The organism is Kribbella koreensis (assembly GCF_039525325.1).
Lineage (GTDB): Bacteria > Actinomycetota > Actinomycetes > Propionibacteriales > Kribbellaceae > Kribbella > Kribbella koreensis.
This window is the reverse complement of record NZ_BAAAHK010000007.1, coordinates 357540-376472: the sequence shown is the minus strand read 5'-3', so window position 1 is coordinate 376472 and position 18933 is coordinate 357540. Positions and strand designations below refer to the sequence as shown.

Sequence of the window (18933 nt, the reverse complement as noted above, 5' to 3'; positions counted from 1 at the left end):
CTCCTTTCAGTGGCCGTGCGGAGATTCTTCGCCCGCGCCGGGCAGTTCGCTGGGCGGCACGATCGCAGTACCGTCACTGGTCACGTCGACGGTGAACTCGGCGGTCCGCACCTTGCCCGCGTGCTGGAAGTCGAGGAACAGGCTGTACGTCCCAGCCGTCGGGAAGGTGGTCCCGAACTCGATCTCCGGGCCGCCCTTCATCCCGGCCTTGGCCTCCATCGACGGATGCGTGTGCAGGTAGGCGAGATCGCCGCCGCGCAACGACACGAGATGTCCGAAGGCCCCGAGGTACGGCTGGAGATCGGTGATCGGCTTGCCGCCCTTGGTGATGCTGAAGGTCAGCGAGGACTCCTTGCCGGCAACAGGCTTCCCGGCCAGTGTGATGTCGTAGCCGTCGACCGAGTAGACACTGGCCGGCTCGTTCAGCGGCACCGGGATGTACAGCCCGGAAACGTTGACGTCGGCACCCAGCGTCAGAGTCTTGCCCAGCGCGGAGGGCTGGAAGTCGGTGAAGATCCGCCACTGCCCACCAGCGGTGAACGTGAACGGAATGCTCCAGACCCCATCGGCAGAACGCGTCGGATGCACATGATGGAACCCGGACAGATCCCGCCGTACGACGATCAGATGCAGATCCTTCTCATGCGTCTTCGTGTACTGCGTCACCGGCTTACCGTCCGGCCCCTCGATGGTGAAGGCCAGCGTCTGCGCCTTACCCGGCTGGAAGAAAGTCTTCTGAGGTACCAACGTGTAGCCCGACTGGGACACCGCGAGCCCAGGCGGCTGCGCGCTGGCATCGCTGTGGCCTGCATCGTGTGCTTCGCCCGACGGCATCCCGCTCATCCCGTCGCCACCGCCGCCATGCGAGTCGGCGGCCGGCGCCGGGTCGGCTGCCGCGACCGGATCGACCGCCGAGCCGAGCGCGAAGGCGGCGGCGAACGCCAGCGCCAGTGCGCCGGCGAACGCGCCGAGCCGGACCGCGACAGCCCTGGTCATGCGCCTGAGCCGGCCAGCTCGTAGCCGGCCTCGTCGACGGCTTCGCGGACGGCAGCGTCGTCCAGGGCAGCCTCACTGGTCACGTGGACGGCGGAGGTACCGCCCGCGTTGAGGTCGATCTTGACCTCCTGGACGCCCGGCAGTTTGCCGAGCTCCTCGGTGACGGCGGCGCTGCAGTGGCCGCAGGTCATCCCGTTGACGGAGTACGTGGTGGTGGTCATAGCGGTGCTCCTAGCTTGAAAGTTCTTCTGAGGTTCAGCTGCGGACGAGCCGGGCGATCGCGTCGGAGGCCTCGCGGACCTTCTCCTCCGCCTCGACCCCGCCCCGCTGCGCGGCCTCGACCACGCAGTGCGACAGGTGCTCGTCGAGCAGCTCGAGGGAGAAGGACTGCAGCGCCTTGGTGGCAGCCGACACCTGGGTGAGGATGTCGATGCAGTACTTGTCCTCCTCGACCATCCGCTGCAGGCCACGCACCTGGCCCTCGATCCGGCGCAGCCGCTTCAGGTGGCTGGACTTCTCCGAGGTGTATCCGTGCACGTGCTCGGCGTTCTCTTCGGTGGTCATGGCGGTCCTCTTCTCCCAACTGCTACCCCTGCGGGGTATGTCGACAGGCAAAAAAGTACCCCCTATGGGTATCCGATGCAAGTCCACGGCGGATACCCATAGGGGGTAATGAAGAATTACAGCCCCAGCTCGGTCAAGCCAGGGTGGTCGTCCGGCCGCACTCCGGGGGCGTCCCAGTGGAACAGCCGGTCGCTCTCGTCGATCGCCTGGTCGTTGATGCTCGCCCGGCGGACCCGCATCAGCCCGTTCTCGTCGAACTCCCAGTTCTCGTTACCGTGCGACCGGTACCACTGGCCGGCCGCGTCGTGGCTCTCGTAGACGAACCGGACCGCGATCCGGTCGCCGGTGAAGGCCCACAGCTCCTTGATCAGCCGGTAGTCCAGTTCGCGCGCCCACTTCTGGGTCAGGAACTCGACCACCTCGTCCCGGCCGTTCACGAAGGTGTCCCGGTTCCGCCAATAGGTGTCCGGCGTGTACGCCAGCGAGACGGCGGCCGGATCCTGCTTGTTCCAGGCGTTCTCCGCGGCCCGGACCTTCTGGATCGCCGTCTCCTCGGTGAACGGGGGCAGCGGGGGTCGAGCGTTCACAAGCACTCCTCGTTGGTCGACTGTATCCATTGAAGCTTGTACCAGCGTGAACGCCGCAGGACCCTCCGGGCAACCAGAATCATGAAAGCGATCCGTTACGACAGCCCGGAGGCTGACATCGGTACACACGGGGGAGGATCCGAGCTGGAGTTCGGCGAACTGTTCGATGCCTATGCCGCGCCGCTGCACCGGTACCTGGCCCGCCGGGTCGGCCCCGACCATGCCCACGACCTGGTCAGCGAGACCTTCCTCGCCGCCTTCAAGCAACGCGAGACCTACAACCCCGAGACCGCGGCCGTCCGCAGCTGGCTCTACGGCATCGCGACCAACCTGGCCCGCCGCCACGTCCGCCAGGAGGTCCGGGGCCTCAAAGCGACAGCCCGCGCCGACAACACGGCGTACCAGCCCTCCCACGACGGCCAAGTCGCGGACCGCGTCGACGCCCAGGCGATGGCTCGCCAGATCGCTCCAGCGATCGCAGAGCTGTCCGACGGCGACCGCGACGTCCTCCTGCTGACGTCCTGGTCCGAGCTGACCACCGTGGAGGTCGCCGAAGCACTGGACATCCCGGTCGGCACCGTCCGGTCCCGCCTGCATCGCATCCGACGGCTGCTGCGCACGCACGCCGCCACCGCTCACCTGACTGCCACTCCGGAGGCGATCCACCATGACTGAAGACAAGCTGATCGACCTGTGGTCCGAGGACGAGCTGGACCGGGCCCTCGGCGCCCTGCACGACGACGTACCGACAGACCCGACCCGGCTCGAGGCGTCCCGCGCCACGTTTCTGGCGGCCATCGATCGTCCCGTACGCCGCAAGCGCCGAAGCTGGACCTACGCCCTGGTGGCGGCCGCCGCCGTCACCACCCTCGTAGTCGGAGGCTTCCTGGTCACCACCAACTCGCCCGGTGGGACCGCCGAGGCCAAGGCCGAGCTCAACTCGGCCGCCGACCATGTGGTCGCCAAGGACCCGGTCATCCCACCCGGCAAGTACCGCTACCGGGTCAGCCACGGCTGGGTCTGGGGCTTCACCGAGACGGGCCCGAACGAGGGCGTCACCTATCTCGAAGAGCAACTGACCGAGACCTGGATCCCGGCCGACCGCACCCAGGAGTGGATGCAGCGCAGCAGCAACACCGGCCACCGGAAGCTGCTCCAGGGCACGCAGCAGCAGCTCGATATGGTCACCAAGCTGATGGACGACAACGCGCCTCCCGTAGTACTGCGGGCCAGGTGTGGCGACTTCTATCTCGACAAGGGGCAGCAGCCCTGCACGAGGGCCGGTGGCTGGCAGGACCCGACGCCGGAGTGGGCTGCCGGCCTGCCGAGCGACCCGAAGGCGCTCTACAAGCGGCTGAAGAAGGATGCGCCCCGCAACAGCCGAGGCGAGACCGAGCTGCTCGTCTACGCAGCCGACGCGCTCCGGACCGGCCAGGTACCGGCCAACGTGCGGTCGACGCTGTACCGGGCCCTGGGCAACCTCAACCACCTCGAGGTCTCGGACCGTGCGGTCAACCTGGACGGCAAGGTCGGCATCGCCTACGGCAGTGACGACGGCAAGGAACGCCAGGAGATCATCATCGACCCACGCACCGGCGACTACATCGGTGAACGCCAGGTCGTCACCAGCGGCGACAAGCGCGGCCAGGTGATCGGCTTCAGCTCGGTCACCAGCAGCATCGTCGATCGGATCGGTGAGCGCCGGTAGCTGCAACGGAGCAACAAACCCGGCGGGGTGGACGTCATCCTCTGCAAGGATGAGCGTCCCCCTCGCCGAGGGGGTTCTGAGGGAGAGGGGCGGCATGCCTGAGCTGGCTATTCGCACGCAGGCGCTGCGGAAGACGTACCGGACCAGGCGGGGCAAGCGGGTGGTCGCGGTGCAGGGGCTCGATCTGGAGGTTCCGATCGGCGGGGTGCACGGGTTCCTCGGGCCGAACGGCTCCGGCAAAACGACCTCGATCCGGATGCTGCTCGGGCTGGTCCGGGCCGACGCCGGCACGATGACCGTGTTCGGCCAGGTGGTACCGGACCGGCTGCCCGACGTGGTCGGCCGGGTCGGCGCGATCGTCGAGTCGCCGAAGTTCTTCCCGTCGTTCAGCGGCCGGAAGAACCTCGAGCTGCTCGCCGACGCGATCGGCGCGCCGCGCAAGCGGGTCGGCGAGGTGCTCGAGGAGACCTCGCTGAACGAGCGCGGCAAGGACCGGTTCAAGACCTACTCGCTCGGCATGAAGCAGCGGCTGGCGATCGCGGCCACGCTGCTCAAGCAGCCCGACCTGCTGATCTTCGACGAGCCGACCAACGGCCTCGATCCGGCCGGCATCCGGGAGATCCGCGAGACGATGCGCGGGCTGGGGGAGCAGGGCCGCACGGTCCTGGTCAGCAGTCACATCCTGGCCGAGGTCGAGCAGGTCGCGGACACCGTCTCGATCATCGGGCACGGCCGGTTGCTCGCCTCCGGCACCGTCGCCGAGGTGATCGGCGGCAGCGGCAAGTCCACCGTGAAGATCGGCGTGGACCAACTGGACAAGGCCGCGTCGATCCTGACCGCGTCAGGCCTGACAGTACGGGCCGAAGGCAACTACCTCTTCGTCGACGGCGCTGAGCACTCGGCCGAAGTGACCAGAAGGCTGGCCCAACAGGAGTTGTACGTGTCCGAGCTGGTCCCGGTCCGCGCCGACCTGGAGTCCGTCTTCCTCGAACTGACCGCCGACGAGGGACTGGGAGGCGACCAGTGATCCGCCTCACCGGAGTCGAGCTCCGCCGGCTGGCCTCGCGCCGGCTCGCGATCATCGGCGTCGCCGCCGTCCTGATCATCACCGCCTTCCTGCTGTTCGCCACCTGGCGCGATTCCCGGCCGTTGTCGGCGGCGGAGCAGCAGCAGAACCAGGTCTACTTCGAGCAGGCGCAGAAGGACTGGGAGCTGCACGGCGAGCAGTACCAGAAGGACTGCGAGGCCTCGTACGCCTCGGCGCCCGACCCGAAGCCCGCGTTGAAGGACTTCTGCCCGGGCCCGCCGACGATCGAGCAGTACGGCAAGCCGAAGAACGTGTTCTCCGAGCTGATGCCGACCATGTTGCAGGGGTTGTCCTACCTGCTGGTGGCGATGGCGTTCCTGATCGGGGCCAGTTTCGTCGGGGCCGAGTTCAGCAGTGGGGCGATCGGCAACTGGCTCACGTTCGAGCCGCGCCGGATGCGCGTCTACGCCAGCAAGCTGGCCGGCGCCGGGATCGGGCTCGCCCCGGTGGCGGTGGTGATCACCGCGATCCTGGTGTTCGGGACGTACCTGATCATCGACAAGCTTGGCATCACGGCCGGTACGACGGGCAAGGTCTGGGGCAACCTGGCCGAGACGTCGGGGCGGGTCGTGCTGATGACGGCGATCGGGGCGGCGATCGGTGGTGCCGTCGGGCTGTTGCTGCGGCATACGGCGGCTGCGATCGGGGTCGTGATGGCGTACGTAGTACTGGTCGAAGGTGTGTTCGGTGGGTTCCTGACCCAGGTGCAGCCGTGGTTGATCCGGCTCAACTTCGACGCCTTCGTGCTGCACGGGACGACGTACTACGTGGAGAAATGCGCCACCGGCCAGGACGGCAGCTACAACTGCAACTCGGTCGAGAAGCATCTGTCCTTCGAGCACGGTGCCTGGTACCTGAGCATCGGTGCCGTCGTCATCATCGCGATCGGGGCGCTGGTCTTCCGCCGTCGCGACGTCAACTAGCTGTCTGCCGCCTGCGGCGTAGCAGCGAGAACAGCGCAAGACCACCGGTGATCAAGATGGATCCACCGGCGGCCGCCAGGCCGAGCTCGAGGCCTGGCGGCCGGAAGCCACAGTGGATCTTCTGGCTCGGTCCTGGCAGCTGCACGGCGATCAGCCCGCCGAACTCGCCCGCGTCCTGCGCCTTGCCGCCATCGACCGAGCAACGCCAGCCGTCCGTCCGCGGCACCGCGACCACCGCAAGCCCTGTACTCCCGGGCTTCAGCGTCGCGTCGATCGAATGGCCGCCGGTCTTCACGTCCGTGGCCCCAGCGGCTCGTAGCGCGGCGACAGCCTTCGTCAGCTTGGCCTCGTCGAGGCAGCCGATCGCCCCGCTCACCGGGAGCGCGTACGGCGAGACGAGAATCTTGAGCTCGATGACCGCGACCCCGCTCGCCGGCGTCTTACCCACCTCGAGCACCGCGCTGCTCGTGTTGCTGCCCGGTCGCTTGGTGGCGATCAGGTTCCGCCACTCGCTGTCGGCGCCGATCCGCGCCTGCCCACCGGTGCGCGGCAGGCTCAGGTACACGGTCGAGCCGACCGGGCACGAGGCCGTCAAGGTGACCAGTCCGGGCTCGATCCGGCGCCCGCGATACTTCGGTACGTCGTACACCTGAGCGCCCGAAAGTCTTTCCTGATAAGCGAAGACGCTATCCGGCTCAGGGGCGCCGTCAGCCGGCTTCGGCTGAACCCGGACGAGCGGCGGCACCTCGGCGCGCTTGATGGTCCCGTCCTCGAGGCGCGCGCCGATGGAGAAGATCGCGTCCGTGACCGGGTTGTCGAGCTCGAGCGATGCCCGCCCGTACCCCTGCCAGCCGAAGCCGAGGTTGGTCAGCGTGTGGTTCAGACTCGCGGGCAGCAGGCTGCTGTAGTAGCCGGGTCCCTGGCCACCCAGCAGCACCGGGTCGTTCGGCGTCAGCGACGTGCCGGGATCAGTCCGGTACTTCGGCCAGTCGCCCGCCTCGCGCACCTTGTCGGCCAGGTCGCTCTGCTGCGCGCCCCACGGTTCCGCGGAGGCGGTGAGCACCTTGTTGCGCTCGTGATCGACCACGATCGCCGTCCAGGCCAGCTCGACGCCCATTGCGCCGATGACCAGCACGGCGCCGACGATCGCGACCAGCCGTGCCTGCCCGAAGTACCGGATCGCCAGCAGAACGGCGAGTAGGAGGCCGCCCGAGCAGCTCAGCACGATGATGCTGCCGTTGGTGAGCAGGGGACTGTGCTGCGTGCAGATCGCGAGGGTGACGACGAGTGCCGTGCCGCCGAGCAGCGCGATCCAGCTCGGCGTGCGGTCGGCGACGGACAGCCAGGCGGCGATGACGAGGATCGCGCAGAGCACGAAGCCTTCGCGGTACTGGCTGCCGTTCGGGGTGTCGAAGCCGTGCCACATGTCGTGGGTCGGCTTCCACAGGAACGAGGCGCCGACGAGGACCGCCAGCAGGGTCCAGGCGATCCGCGTGACGGCTCGGACGGATCCGTTGAACGGGAGGGTCGCGGCGAGCAGCAGGGCCGCAGTACCGACGTACAGGCCGGCACTGCGGGAGACGCCTTCGGTCAGTGGCAGGAGGCGTGAGAAGAAGCTCTCCAGTGAGACCGGGACGAAATGGCCGGACGGCGACGGCGCCGCGAGCGCGTTGGTCTTGAAGACGGGGATCAGGACTGGCGTCGACAGGGCCAGGCCGAGAATCATCGTGAGCGCGTGCCGCAGCAGGCCGCGCAGCCGGTCGGCCCAGGCGAGCTCGCTGGTCAGGACCCGAACGATCAGGATCAGGCTGGCCGCGATCGTCGCCATGTAAGCGGTGTAGAAGTTGGACACCCAGAACACGCCGACCACGAGCACGCTCAGGATCCGGTGCTTGCGCTGCAGCGACCACTCGCCGACCAGACACAGCATCGGCAGCGCGATCAGCCCGTCGAGCCACATCGGCACGTACGCCGCGTCGTCGATCGCCCACCCACACAGCCCGTACGACGCGCCGAGCACCGCCGCGAGCCACCACGGTCCAGGCTTCATCCGCCGTAGCAACGCCGCCATTGCAGCGGCCGCCAATGCAAGCTTCAGCGTGGTGATCACGAAGACGGCGAGATCGATGTCATCGCGCGGGAACAGCACCACCAGCAGCGACAGCGGACTGCCGAGATCGACCCCGAAGTCGGCGAGGAACCCGACCCCGAATCCGCTCTGCCAGTTGAACAACAGGTCGCCCTGGGCGTTGCCCGTCAGGACATCCCACAGGTGCGCGAAGAACGGGATGTACTGCACGCCGAGGTCGTTCGTACTGCGTGAGGCCTGCCCGAAGGGGAACGTGCCGCGGAACATCCCGGCCACCATGAAGCCGACAGCGGCCACCGCTCCCGCGACCCACGCCTCGGGCGCCGGGATTCTTGCCTTCGGCATCGCGCTCCCCTCTACCGCGCGCCAGGCTACACTCCTGGCCAGGTCGTTGGATCTCTCCTGGAGTGCAATGCGGTTGACGCTGGTGGTTCCCTGTTTCAACGAAGCCGACGTGATCGCCCGGTTCCACGAGGCGGTCAGCCGGGAGCTGACCGGGACCCACGAACCCTACGAGATCATCTACGTCGACGACGGCAGCAAGGACGGCACGCTCGACGCGGTGATCGAGATCGCCCGCGCCGACCCGGCCGTCCGGTACCTGTCCTTCAGCCGGAACTTCGGCAAGGAGGCCGCCATGCTGGCCGGTCTGCGGCACGCCGGCGGCGACGCGGTGATCCTGATGGACGCGGATCTGCAGCACCCGCCGGAGCTGATCGGCCGGATGCTCGAACTGCACACCAAGGGTTTCGACCAGGTGATCGCGCGCCGGACCAGGGCCGGCGACCCCGCGACCCGGACGCTGCTCGCCCGGACGTATTACTGGCTGATCAATCGCTGGGCCGATGTCGAGCTGATGGACGGTGTCGGCGACTTCCGGCTGATCTCGCGGCGCGCGGTCGACGGGCTGCTGAAGCTGGAGGAGAACAACCGGTTCTCCAAGGGGCTGTTCGCCTGGATCGGGTTCGACTCGATCATCTTCGAGTACGAGAACGTCCAGCGCGAGGGCGGTGGGCGCAGCCGTTGGTCGTTCCGCAAGCTGTTCGAGTACGGGCTGGACGGGTTGCTGTCGTTCAACAACAAGCCGCTGCGGGCCGCGATCTACGTCGGCATGCTGCTCACGACCGTCGCGGTGCTCTATGCGATCTGGGTGATCGTGGTGGCGGCAACGCAGGGCGTGGAGATGCCGGGGTACGTCACGCTGATCGCCGCGATCACCGGGCTCGGCGGCCTGCAGATGGTGATGCTCGGGGTGATCGGCGAGTACATCGGGCGGATCTATTACGAGACCAAGCAGCGGCCGCATTACCTGGTCAAGGAGAGCAACCTGACGCCGCCGGGGGTCATCCTGGGTGGGGCGAGCACAGCGACGTACAAGCTGCACAGCCATACCGACGAAGTACGGCTCGACCGGGATTGAAAAACGGGCCCTGGGTAGACAACCCAGGGCCCGCGTTCCAGTGGATCAGGCAGTCAGACGCTCTTCGGTCGAAGCCGAGAACAGGTGCAGCTTGTCGGTCTGCGCCTCGAGGTGGATCAGCGAGCCCTTCTCGACGTTCATCCGGGCGCCGATCTTGGCCACGATCTGCTGGTGGTTGCCGTCGTGCTCGGCGGTGCCGTAGAGGAACGCGTCAGCGCCGAGCTCCTCGATCACGGCCACCTTCACCGGCAGGCCGGTGTCGGAGACCTTGAAGGCCTCCGGACGGACGCCGATCGACACGGTCTTGTCGCTGCCGGCCTTGGCCAGGATGTCGCGGGAGACCGGGATGGTGTAGTCGCCGAGCTTGGCGCCGCCGTCGACCAGGTCGGCGGTCAGCAGGTTCATCGCGGGCGAGCCGATGAAGCCGGCCACGAACAGGTTCTTCGGGTTGTCGTACAGGTTCAGCGGGGTGTCGACCTGCTGGAGCAGACCGTCCTTGAGCACCGCGACCCGGTCGCCCATCGTCATGGCCTCGACCTGGTCGTGGGTGACGTAGACGGTGGTGACGCCGAGACGCTGCTGCAGCTCGGCGATCTGGGTACGGGTCTGGACCCGCAGCTTGGCGTCGAGGTTCGACAGCGGCTCGTCCATCAGGAAGACCTGCGGGTTACGCACGATGGCGCGACCCATGGCGACGCGCTGACGCTGTCCACCGGACAGGGCCTTCGGCTTGCGGTCCAGGTACTCCTCGAGGCCGAGCAGCTTGGCGGCCTCCTGGACCCGCTTGGCGCGGTCCTCCTTGGAGACACCCTGCATCTTCAGCGCGAAGCCCATGTTGTCCGCGACCGACATGTGCGGGTACAGGGCGTAGTTCTGGAACACCATCGCGATGTCCCGCTCTTTCGGCGGGCGGTGGGTGACATCGCGGTCGCCGATGTAGATGGAACCCTCGTTGACCTCTTCGAGGCCCGCGAGCATCCGCAGCGAGGTGGACTTGCCACAACCGGACGGGCCGACGAGGACCATGAACTCGCCGTCCTCGATCTCGAGGTTGAGCTTGTCGACGGCGGGCGTCTCAGAACCGGGGTAGACCCGGGTCGCCGCCTTGAACGAGACAGTAGCCATGACTGTGTACCTTCCTTCACCGGCAGGAACGTGCCGGACGATCCGAGTAAAGGCCCCCAGGCGGGGGTGGGCCCATCCTCACCTGAGCGACAGCTCCTGACAAGGTGTACGGCGTGTGACGTGTCCGGTTTGTTCACGTGGTGGACACTTCTGCGCAGGTCTGGTCTGCAATTTCTTGCAACATCTTGCTGCAAGTTCAGTGACCGGTGGGTAAGGTGCCGCCGTGAGCAGTAGAGCGAGGCTGGCGGACATCGCGGTCAAGGCCGGCGTCAGCGAGGCGACGGTGTCCCGGGTCCTGAACGGCAAACCGGGCGTCGCGGAAGAGACCAGACAGGCGGTACTGACCGCGCTCGACGTTCTGGGCTTCGAACGCCCGACCCGGCTGCGCCGCCGCTCGGCCGGCCTGATCGGGCTGGTGATGCCGGAACTGATCAACCCGATCTTCCCCGCCTTCGCCCAGGTGATCGAGTCGGCGCTGTCCCAGCGCGGCTACACCCCGGTCCTGTGCACGCAGTCCCCATCGGGCGCGACCGAGGAGGAGTACGTCGAGATGCTGCTCGAACGCGGCGTCTCCGGCATCATCTTCGTCTCCGGCCTGCACGCCGACACCGGCGCCGACCACGCCCGCTACCAGTCCCTGGTCGACCGCAACTTGCCGGTCGTCTTCGTCAACGGCTGGCTCCCCGGCGTCGAGGCCCCCTTCGTCTCCTCCGACGAGCACGCCGCAATGGAACTCGCTGTCTCCCACTTGGTTGCCCTAGGCCACCGACGGATCGGCTTCGCGTCCGGCCCCGAACGCTTCATCGTCGTCCAACGCAAACTGGCCGGCTACCGCACCGCCATGAAAGCCCAACTGGGCTTGACCGATGACGACCTCTCCGACCTGGTCCAACTCAGCATGTTCGGCGTAGAAGGCGGCCAAGCCGCAGCCCAACGCCTCCTGGACGCCGGTGTCAGCGCCATCGTCTGCGGCTCCGACATGATGGCCCTGGGCACAATCCGAGCCGCCCGCCAACGCGGCCTCTCCGTCCCCACCGACATCTCAGTAGTCGGCTACGACGACGCCCCCATGATGGAGTTCACCGACCCACCCATGACCACAGTCCGCCAACCCGTCCAGGCAATGGGCCTAGCCGCAGTACAAGCCCTCCTGGAAGAAGTCCGCGGCCACACCACCCCCCACACAGAATTCCTCTTCCGCCCAGAACTCGTAGTCCGCAACACCACCGGCCCCCACCACCCCGCACAGGGGTAAGAGCGAAGGACAAGACCGAATAGTGCGCCACCCGACCTGTGATCGGCCGGAGTGCCGCGCCGCCGCTCAGCGGTGAAAAGGGAACGCAGAACGCGCCGTCGCGCAGAGACCTACGGGTGAGCTCGCGAGCCTACGAACCACGGCCAGAGCAAGCGCGCGGCAGTAAGAACAAGACGAGAAGCACAAGAACAGAAGAGACGGTGCGCCCGGCCCCGTGACTGGTCTAGGCGGTGCCGCGCTTCCGGTCAGCGGTGGGTAGCAACAACGCGCCGTGCTGAGACTCTGCGATCGAGCTTGCTGTCGGCAGCGGTGGGGGCGAGGAACAAGAGATCTTGTCGCGTCGAGAGATCCATCGGGTTGAGCCGCGAGAGCACGATTAAGCGCGGCGGCAACTCGCCGGCGGATGATGAGTTCCACGCCAATGAGCACCTTCGCCCCGTCGTCGCCACCGGATGACGACGAGGCGCCTCCATCCTCGCAGGACGAGAACGGGATGGATGCTCTCTCTGTGGTTGCCCGCGATGTCGACGGTGTTATCCGTCGTCGTGGATGGGGTGGGTACCGTTGTGGTCTACGCGGAATCGGTAGCCGTGGCGGGTGGTCCATGCGGTGGCGTTGCCGTTGGTGTGTTCGGTCCAGCCGGCGAAGGTCTTGATTCGGTGGCTGCGTCGGCGGAGCGGTCGCAGGTTGGTGGTGCTGGTCTGGCCTGCGGGTCCGTTGGGGTCGTAGGGGATGACGTGGTCGAGGTCGGTCCGGTTGGTGGTCTCGCCCGGCCCGTACGGAAACTGTTCGACCGGGTAGGTGAGCTTGACCCGCTCGCGCATCCAGCCTGGGATCTCGTAGGCGTTGACGTTGTAGCCCTCGTTGAGATCGATGACCGGCTGGACCAGGACCCGGTCATAGCCGACGAGTTCGGCGAGCTTCGCGTAGACGGGCCCGAAACGCTCGATGCGCATGGTTCCCTGACCGGCGAGCAGGGTCTCGTCGGTCAGGTGGACATACAGCTTGATCTTGCCGGGTCTGGTCGCGGGGATTCCGGCTTTGTGGGCGGCGGTTTTGAGGGCGAAGAGTTTGGCGGCGAGGTTGTCGCGTGCGGCAGCATCCATGGCGGTGGTGAGGGTGTCGGCCATGGTGGGGTCGAGTGGTTCCACGCGGGGTCGGCGTAGCCGGTTCCCGTCAGGTTCGGTGTTCATGGCGGGCTCGTCGAGCCAGCAGGGTTCCTCGGCCTGGCATGGCATCTCGACCGGCATGGCTTCGGCCGGCTCTGTGCGGGTAGTCGAGGCGAGTTCTGAGACTGCCTGTCCGTGTAGTCGGTCCGAGGGGTTGTGGATGCTTGCGGACAGATCCGAGGGTCCCAAGTCGGTAGCGCCGGTGGACGACGCCGCAGGACAGGCGCCGGTGGGCCGAGCGGGCGCAGAGGCCGCAGATTCCTCGGCGCGCATGGTGTCCAGGGTGGAGCAGCCTGCAGTGTCTGATGTGGAGGTGGGTGCGTCGGCGGGGTTGGTTGTGCTCTCCGCAGGTTCTGGGGTGGTGGTGGGCTGGTGGGTGGCGAGGTACTGGGCTACCTGGAGGAAGAGGTGGGACAGGGAGGGGTCGGCCATGATGCTGAAGGCGCGGGCTCGCTGGGTTTGGCGTGGGGCGGGGCCTTCGAGGGTGTTGAGGGCGTCAGCCATCTGGTCGATGGTGGCGTCGAAGAAGATGACCGAGCCGGTGTCGGCTTTGACGACGATGGTGGTGGTGCCGTGGTCGTCGGAGCGGCCGATGTAGACGCCGCGTTCGCGGGCTTTCTGTTCGGCGGCGGCTTTGGCGGTCTCGGGGTCGGCTTCCCAGAGGGCGGCTTTGATGATGTTGCGGAGCTGGATCGGGCCGACGGTGTTGATGATGGGGGCGACGCGGGTGTCGACGATGGCGGCGGCGTCGACCGATAGGTGCATCGAGGCGGTGGCGGCTTCGCGGGCGCGCCAGGGGATGGCTTCGCGGGCCAGGACGCGGTCCCAGATCAGCGGGAGGCGGTGGCGCAGGGCGAGGGCTTGGCCGAGGGTCTTCGCGGCGGTCTCGATCGAGAGGCCCAGGACGACGCCGTACTCGGCCACGGCGAACTCGGCGATCCCGGGACAGCCGGGACCGCCGGGGTGCAGGGCGCGTTCGGCGCCGGGGCAGGACTGGTCGGCCGGGATCATCGCCGGGTCGGGGTGCAGGTCGGCGTAGTGGGTGGCGAGCAGGAGGCGCTGGATGCCGGCTTCGTGTTCGTCGGCCTGGGCCCGCGCGGAAGCGGCCAGCGTCTCCGCTGTGTCCCACGCGACCACATCACTCTCGAACATGTGTTCGATACTACGCTCCGTGAGCGGACGGTGCAAATCGCTGAAGGAGCTGAATTCCCTTGCTTATAAAGGACTCCGGCTCGGAGCCGTCCCCTGCCGGGCGGGTCCGAGCCGGAGGCTTGGGGGAGTTAGGTCACTTGGAGGTGTGGAAGGCGGCTTTTGAGTTGAGGGTGGTTAGGCCGTTGGCCCAGAGGGAGTTGACCTGGGCTCGTTCGTTGGCGTCGGGGTTGGGGTTGGTGCATGAAGGGCCGGGGCCGCCGCCGGACATCAACTCGCTGCAGGGGCCGGAGTAGTGGTCGGGGAGGCCTAGGACGTGGCCGGTTTCGTGGGCGGTGATTCTCAGGGGGTCGTACTGCTGGGCCTGGGCGTAGTCCAGGAAGACGTAGCCGCTGCCGTGGCCGTCTGTTGAGGCGTAGGAGCCGCGGGGGTCGTTGCCCTCGGTGTAGTAGAAGTCGTAGTTGCTGCCTTCGACCAGGGTGACGTTGCTGACCGAGGAGTTCCAGATCGAGGTGCTGGAGGCGATCTGGGAGGCGAAGGTCGGGGCGTCGACCGCGTAGGTGACGGTGACGGCGGCGAGCTTGTTGCCGGACTTGGCCTGCTTGGCCTTCACTGACTTCATCACCGCGTCGTAGAAGGCCTTGGTGGCGGCCTGGTCCTGGGGTGATCCGGTGTACGTCGAGACGTGGCTTGCCTGGGCCGGCTCTGGGGCTGGTGCAGCAGCGGCGTAGGCAGGGACGGCGAGGGCGGCTGCGGCCAGCCCGGCCAGGGAGGTCAGGATACGGCGATGCGACATGGGAGGGCCTCACTCCGTGATCTGTGGCGGAAAGCGACCGGCGGATTACTGATCGCTACAGATCGGCAGCTTGCCAAGTCCGGCGGAATTCCACACCAGAACGGGAGAAAGGAAGGGGTTAACCCTCGTTCGCCGGGGCCGGCGGTATGACTGTCATAACTCGCCGGGTATGCCGACGTTCAGAATGCGGGCGCCCGGTCCACGCTCGGCCAGCCGGTCGGCCTTGTTGTAGAGGTTGCAGCGCTGCAGGCTCAGGCAGCCACAGCCGATGCATCCGTCGAGGTCGTCGCGGAGCCGCTCGAGCTCGGCGATCCGGTCGTCCAGCCGGCTGCGCCAGGACTTCGACAGCCGGCTCCAGTCGGCGCGGGTCGGAGTACGGTCGTCAGGCAACGAATCCAGTGCGGACTTGATCTCGGCCAGCGCCAGGCCGACCCGTTGCGCGGCCTGGACGAAAGCGATCCGCCGCAACGTACTGCGCAAGTACTGCCGCTGGTTCCCGGCGGTCCGTCGGGAGGCGATCAGCCCCTGGTCCTCGTAGAACCGCAAGGCCGACGCGGCGACACCCGAACGATGGGCGATCTCGCCGATCGACAGCCAGTGGTCCTTGCTGGGAATGGTCTCCTCCGCCATACCTTCACAGTAGATCGCCCACACAAGAGCTGAAGGACGCTTGAGCCTCAGTCCTGCAACAGTGCCAGCCGATCGACGATGGTCGCCAACAGCCCGTCAGGCCAGGGAAACAACGACGCCGCCGTCTGCAGCTGCGCGAAACCATGCAACCCAACCCAAAGAGCGGCCGCATCCGCCCTCGCATCCTTACTGGCCGACCGGCCGGCAGCTGCGCAATCGGCAACGGCCTCGGCCAGTACGCCGAAAGCCCCCATCCCCAGCCCGTCGACCTCCGCAGCCAACCCCGGCACCCGCTCGATCGACCCCGGCGCGTCCCAAGCAGCCCCGAACAAGATCCGGTACCGCCCCGGCAACCGCACGGCAAAATCCAAGTACGCCGCGCAGACCGCCCGTAACCGCTCAACCGGATCACTCAACCTGGCGCCCGTAGCGCCCGAACCGGCCGATGCGTGATCGTCCGAGCCGGCCGAAGCCTCCCGCAGCAACCGTTCCAGCTCCGCGAACCCGTCCTGCGCGACCGCCAGCAGAATCGACTCCCGATCCGCGAAGTGCGAGTAGATCGACGGCGCCGTGATCCCCGCCTCCCGGGCCACCGCGCGCAACGTCACGCTCTGCTCCGTACCGCCGTCCAGCAGCCGCGTCGCCGCGCTGACGATCTCCTCCCGCAGCTGAGCCCCCTCGCCGCGCTTGTTCCGCTCGCGCCCCTTCGAAGTCATGTCGATCACTTTACACTCGTTTACTCAACCCGTAAGGTTACGGCTGTAAGGTTACGCAGGTTAACCCAGGGAGCAGCCATGACCACCGCCCGTACGCCGAAGTCCGTCCTGATCTCCGCCGCCGCCGTCCCCGTCCTGGTGATCGGCCAGTTCTCGATGCTCGCCATCGTCCCCGTCGCGCTCGTGCTCGCCGGCGCGCTGCGTAATACAGCCCTGCGATCGCTCCGCCCCTGGGCAGCTCTGCTCGCCGTCGTCTACGCGATTCCCCTGGTCCTGTGGGCGATCGGACCCGATCGCGCACCCAGCCTGTCGAAGGACATGGCCCCCGTTTTCGTCCCACTGATCTCCGTCGCCGCCGTCGCGGTGGTCGTTGCCCTCGTCGCCCGAAGCCGGCGGTCACCGGCCGTGGTCAAGGGCTGAGCTGATTTCGGGTATGCTTAGAGGCGTCGGTGCGCGAGTCGCGTCACCAGAGCATTTCCCAGGCGCTCCGACCCGTCGGTTTCAGCATCCCGCTGATGGACCACCGGCGACATGGGTGCAATCCGCGATAGCACCCGCAGGTCGATGCCTATCTCCTGCCCAGCACGGTTCAGTCCGGCCAAATGATTTTGGCCGGCGCTCGCGTGCGGGTCCGATCCGGCATCAGTCCGTGACGTTGAGAGAGAGATTGCGTGTCCCAGCACGACCAGGACCAGTTCGTACCCGCCGATGGCGCCAAGAAGCCGAGGCACAAGAAGTTCCAGACCCAGTCGTACGGCGAGCGGATGGCCGCTGAGCTGGACGCACCCACCACCCCCGGCACCGAGCGCAGCTCAGCCCGGGTCGAGAAGGTCGCCCCCGCTCCCGAGCGTCGCGGCGGCCCCTCGCAGTACTCCGACCGCGGCAGCCGCGGCGAGCGTCGTGACGCCCCGGTGAAGGGCTACCGCGCCGCCGAGCGCACCCCGAACCGGAGCACCGACAGCCGTTCTTCCTACCCGAAGAGCACCCAGCCGACCTCGTCGTACCCGAAGAGCAGCTACCAGGGCTCTTCCGACAAGCCGGCCTTCCGCAGTGGCGACCGGGACAGCCGTGGTTTCGACCGCGACCGTCCGGCGCGCACCGACGACCGTCCGGCCCGCACGTTCAACCGGGACGACCGTCCGGCGCGCAGCAACGACGAGCGTCCCGCGCGGAGCTTCAACCGTGACGACCGTCCGGCGCGCACGTTCGACCGTGGTGAGCGGGACAACCGTGGTTTCGACCGCGAGCGTCCGGCCCGCAGCTACGACCGCAAGGACCGGGCCTACGACCGGCCGGAGCGCAAGTTCGACCCGATGGAGGACCTCGGCGAGGTTGCCGAGGGCAATGGCTTCGCGGCCCTCGGCCTGGCGCCGCGGCTCGTCCAGCGGCTGGCCAAGGACGGCATCGACCAGCCGTTCCCGATCCAGGAAGCGACCATCCCGGACGCGATGGCCGGCAAGGACGTGCTCGGCCGCGGTCAGACCGGCTCCGGCAAGACCCTCGGGTTCGGCCTGCCGACGCTGATGCGTTTGGCGGGCGGCCACACCGAGTCGCGCCGTCCGCGCGGCATGGTGCTGGTGCCGACCCGCGAGCTCGCCATGCAGGTGCACGACGCGCTCGAGCCGCTCGCCCACGTGATGGGCGTGACGATCAAGCTGATCGCGGGCGGTCTGCCCTACCCGAAGCAGATCGAGTCGCTGCGTCGCGGCGTCGACCTGCTGATCGCCACCCCCGGCCGGCTGATCGACCTGTGTGAGCAGGGCGCTGCCGACCTCGGTGCGGTGGAGGTCGCGGTCCTCGACGAGGCCGACCACATGTGCGACATGGGCTTCATGCCGGCCGTCACCACGCTGCTGGACATGACGCCGAAGGAAGGACAGCGGCTGCTGTTCTCGGCGACGCTGGACAACGACGTGGACAAGATCGTGAAGACCTACCTGAAGGACCCGGTCACGCACTCGACCGAGTCCGGCCAGGCCACGGTCTCCACGATGGAGCACCACCTGCTCGTCATCGAGCCGGGTCACAAGCAGTCGCTGACGGCCGAGCTGGCCAGCCGCGACGGCCGCACCATCGTCTTCGTCCGCACCAAGCTGGGCGCCGACCGCGTCGCCACCCAGCTGCGCGACCGTGGCGTGATGGCCGCGGCGCTGCACGGCGGCCTGACCCAGGGCGCGCGCAACCGCACCCTGGACCAGTTCAAGGACGGTTCGGTACCGGTGCTGGTGGCAACGGATGTCGCCGCCCGCGGTATCCACGTCGACGACGTCGGCCTGGTCGTCCAGGCTGACCCGCCGGCCGAGCACAAGGACTACCTGCACCGCGCCGGTCGTACGGCGCGCGCCGGTGGCAAGGGCGCGGTCGTCACGCTGCTCCTGCCGCACCAGCGTCGGGGCATGATGCGGATGGCCGAGTCGGCCGGCGTCTCGGCCGAGCCGGTCCGCGCCCGTCCGGGTGACGGCCTGATGACCGAGCTGACCGGTGGCACCAAGCCGTCGGGCTACCCGGTCAAGCTGCCCGCCCCGAAGCCGACCCGCGGAAGCGGTGGCTTCAACAAGGGTGGCAAGCGCTTCGGTGGTGGCGGTGGCGGTTACCAGGGTCGCGGCGGCAGCGGTGGCGGAAGCCGTCGTCCGGAGCGCTCCGGCAGCGGTCGCTCTTTCCAGCGCTGAGCTAGAACCAGCAAAACCCCGGTGGCCGAAAGGTCGCCGGGGTTTTTGGT

The 18933-nt window shown here is 67.7% G+C and carries 18 protein-coding genes; 8 read left to right on the top strand and 10 right to left on the bottom strand.

Features of this window, described 5'->3' with window-relative positions; genetic code table 11:
* Positions 1-6: 6 nt before the first annotated feature.
* The 4 genes from ABD116_RS15710 to ABD116_RS15695 form a co-directional block, all read right to left on the bottom strand.
* Positions 7-996: a hypothetical protein gene (locus tag ABD116_RS15710; RefSeq protein ID WP_343969636.1), complete on the bottom strand. Its 990-nt coding sequence runs from the start codon at positions 994-996 to the stop codon at positions 7-9.
* Positions 993-1217 carry a heavy-metal-associated domain-containing protein gene (locus ABD116_RS15705; protein WP_343969633.1) on the bottom strand — a complete coding sequence of 75 codons (225 nt, stop codon included), beginning with the start codon at positions 1215-1217 and terminating at the stop codon, positions 993-995. Before ABD116_RS15705 ends, ABD116_RS15710 begins: the two co-directional genes overlap by 4 nt.
* A gap of 34 nt (positions 1218-1251) precedes the next feature.
* Positions 1252-1560, bottom strand: coding sequence for a metal-sensitive transcriptional regulator (locus ABD116_RS15700; protein WP_396372771.1), 309 nt, complete (start codon positions 1558-1560; stop codon positions 1252-1254).
* Positions 1561-1676: 116 nt separating this feature from the next.
* Complete coding sequence (locus tag ABD116_RS15695; protein ID WP_343969629.1) at positions 1677-2147, bottom strand: nuclear transport factor 2 family protein; 471 nt, start codon at positions 2145-2147, stop codon at positions 1677-1679.
* A gap of 81 nt (positions 2148-2228) precedes the next feature.
* Here ABD116_RS15695 and ABD116_RS15690 point away from each other — a divergent pair, with 81 nt between their 5' ends.
* The 4 genes from ABD116_RS15690 (at position 2229) to ABD116_RS15675 (ending at position 5865) form a co-directional block, all read left to right on the top strand.
* On the top strand, positions 2229-2822 hold the full coding sequence (locus ABD116_RS15690; RefSeq protein WP_343969626.1) for an RNA polymerase sigma factor: 594 nt from the start codon (positions 2229-2231) through the stop codon (positions 2820-2822).
* Entirely contained in the window at positions 2815-3855 is a 1041-nt protein-coding gene (locus ABD116_RS15685) for a CU044_5270 family protein (RefSeq protein WP_343969623.1), read from the top strand. The genes ABD116_RS15690 and ABD116_RS15685 overlap by 8 nt, the downstream gene beginning before the upstream one ends.
* A 94-nt stretch (positions 3856-3949) precedes the next feature.
* Positions 3950-4882, top strand: coding sequence for an ABC transporter ATP-binding protein (locus ABD116_RS15680; RefSeq protein WP_343969620.1), 933 nt, complete (start codon positions 3950-3952; stop codon positions 4880-4882).
* Positions 4879-5865, top strand: coding sequence for an ABC transporter permease subunit (locus ABD116_RS15675; RefSeq protein ID WP_343969617.1), 987 nt, complete (start codon positions 4879-4881; stop codon positions 5863-5865). Before ABD116_RS15680 ends, ABD116_RS15675 begins: the two co-directional genes overlap by 4 nt.
* On the opposite strand, the gene ABD116_RS15670 is transcribed toward ABD116_RS15675, so the two are convergent.
* Positions 5858-8299 (bottom strand): YfhO family protein, encoded by a 2442-nt coding sequence (locus ABD116_RS15670; protein ID WP_343969614.1) that lies wholly within the window; start codon positions 8297-8299, stop codon positions 5858-5860. The two genes, ABD116_RS15675 and ABD116_RS15670, sit on opposite strands and share 8 nt — an antisense overlap.
* 67 nt (positions 8300-8366) lie before the next feature.
* On the opposite strand from ABD116_RS15670, the gene ABD116_RS15665 reads away from it, so the two are divergent.
* Positions 8367-9374, top strand: a complete 1008-nt coding sequence (locus ABD116_RS15665; RefSeq protein ID WP_343969611.1) for a glycosyltransferase family 2 protein — start codon at positions 8367-8369, stop codon at positions 9372-9374.
* Between the two features lie 45 nt (positions 9375-9419).
* Here the strand turns inward: ABD116_RS15665 and ABD116_RS15660 are convergent, their stop codons facing one another.
* Positions 9420-10499, bottom strand: coding sequence for an ABC transporter ATP-binding protein (locus ABD116_RS15660; RefSeq protein WP_343969608.1), 1080 nt, complete (start codon positions 10497-10499; stop codon positions 9420-9422).
* A 223-nt stretch (positions 10500-10722) separates the two neighbouring features.
* Here ABD116_RS15660 and ABD116_RS15655 point away from each other — a divergent pair, with 223 nt between their 5' ends.
* Positions 10723-11754 (top strand): LacI family DNA-binding transcriptional regulator, encoded by a 1032-nt coding sequence (locus ABD116_RS15655; RefSeq protein WP_343969605.1) that lies wholly within the window; start codon positions 10723-10725, stop codon positions 11752-11754.
* 533 nt (positions 11755-12287) lie between these two features.
* On the opposite strand, the gene ABD116_RS15650 is transcribed toward ABD116_RS15655, so the two are convergent.
* The 4 genes from ABD116_RS15650 to ABD116_RS15635 all read right to left on the bottom strand — a co-directional run bounded on the left by ABD116_RS15650 (position 12288) and on the right by ABD116_RS15635 (position 16214).
* Positions 12288-14075 (bottom strand): HNH endonuclease signature motif containing protein, encoded by a 1788-nt coding sequence (locus ABD116_RS15650; protein ID WP_343969602.1) that lies wholly within the window; start codon positions 14073-14075, stop codon positions 12288-12290.
* 133 nt (positions 14076-14208) lie between these two features.
* Positions 14209-14868, bottom strand: coding sequence for a snapalysin (snpA, locus tag ABD116_RS15645; protein ID WP_343969599.1), 660 nt, complete (start codon positions 14866-14868; stop codon positions 14209-14211).
* Positions 14869-15021: 153 nt separating this feature from the next.
* Entirely contained in the window at positions 15022-15498 is a 477-nt protein-coding gene (gene soxR / locus ABD116_RS15640) for a redox-sensitive transcriptional activator SoxR (RefSeq protein WP_343969596.1), read from the bottom strand.
* A 47-nt stretch (positions 15499-15545) separates the two neighbouring features.
* A complete protein-coding gene (locus tag ABD116_RS15635; protein ID WP_343969593.1) occupies positions 15546-16214 on the bottom strand; it encodes a TetR/AcrR family transcriptional regulator in 669 nt (222 codons plus the stop codon).
* Between the two features lie 78 nt (positions 16215-16292).
* Between ABD116_RS15635 and ABD116_RS15630 the strand changes: the two genes are divergently transcribed.
* Both ABD116_RS15630 and ABD116_RS15625 read left to right on the top strand, forming a co-directional pair.
* Positions 16293-16634 carry a hypothetical protein gene (locus ABD116_RS15630; protein ID WP_343969590.1) on the top strand — a complete coding sequence of 114 codons (342 nt, stop codon included), beginning with the start codon at positions 16293-16295 and terminating at the stop codon, positions 16632-16634.
* A 251-nt stretch (positions 16635-16885) separates the two neighbouring features.
* A complete protein-coding gene (locus tag ABD116_RS15625) occupies positions 16886-18883 on the top strand; it encodes a DEAD/DEAH box helicase (RefSeq protein ID WP_343969587.1) in 1998 nt (665 codons plus the stop codon).
* The last annotated feature ends 50 nt before the right edge of the window (positions 18884-18933 follow it).

Bases quoted from the DNA above. Each gene is read 5' to 3' on its own strand.
- ABD116_RS15710 (WP_343969636.1), bottom strand. From the start codon at position 996: ATGACCAGGGCTGTCGCGGTCCGGCTCGGCGCGTTCGCCGGCGCACTG.
- ABD116_RS15705 (WP_343969633.1), bottom strand. From the start codon at position 1,217: ATGACCACCACCACGTACTCCGTCAACGGGATGACCTGCGGCCACTGC.
- ABD116_RS15700 (WP_396372771.1), bottom strand. From the start codon at position 1,560: ATGACCACCGAAGAGAACGCCGAGCACGTGCACGGATACACCTCGGAG.
- ABD116_RS15690 (WP_343969626.1), top strand. From the start codon at position 2,229: ATGAAAGCGATCCGTTACGACAGCCCGGAGGCTGACATCGGTACACAC.
- ABD116_RS15685 (WP_343969623.1), top strand. From the start codon at position 2,815: ATGACTGAAGACAAGCTGATCGACCTGTGGTCCGAGGACGAGCTGGAC.
- ABD116_RS15680 (WP_343969620.1), top strand. From the start codon at position 3,950: ATGCCTGAGCTGGCTATTCGCACGCAGGCGCTGCGGAAGACGTACCGG.
- ABD116_RS15670 (WP_343969614.1), bottom strand. From the start codon at position 8,299: ATGCCGAAGGCAAGAATCCCGGCGCCCGAGGCGTGGGTCGCGGGAGCG.
- ABD116_RS15665 (WP_343969611.1), top strand. From the start codon at position 8,367: ATGCGGTTGACGCTGGTGGTTCCCTGTTTCAACGAAGCCGACGTGATC.
- ABD116_RS15660 (WP_343969608.1), bottom strand. From the start codon at position 10,499: ATGGCTACTGTCTCGTTCAAGGCGGCGACCCGGGTCTACCCCGGTTCT.
- ABD116_RS15650 (WP_343969602.1), bottom strand. From the start codon at position 14,075: ATGTTCGAGAGTGATGTGGTCGCGTGGGACACAGCGGAGACGCTGGCC.
- snpA (WP_343969599.1), bottom strand. From the start codon at position 14,868: ATGTCGCATCGCCGTATCCTGACCTCCCTGGCCGGGCTGGCCGCAGCC.
- soxR (WP_343969596.1), bottom strand. From the start codon at position 15,498: ATGGCGGAGGAGACCATTCCCAGCAAGGACCACTGGCTGTCGATCGGC.
- ABD116_RS15635 (WP_343969593.1), bottom strand. From the start codon at position 16,214: ATGACTTCGAAGGGGCGCGAGCGGAACAAGCGCGGCGAGGGGGCTCAG.
- ABD116_RS15630 (WP_343969590.1), top strand. From the start codon at position 16,293: ATGACCACCGCCCGTACGCCGAAGTCCGTCCTGATCTCCGCCGCCGCC.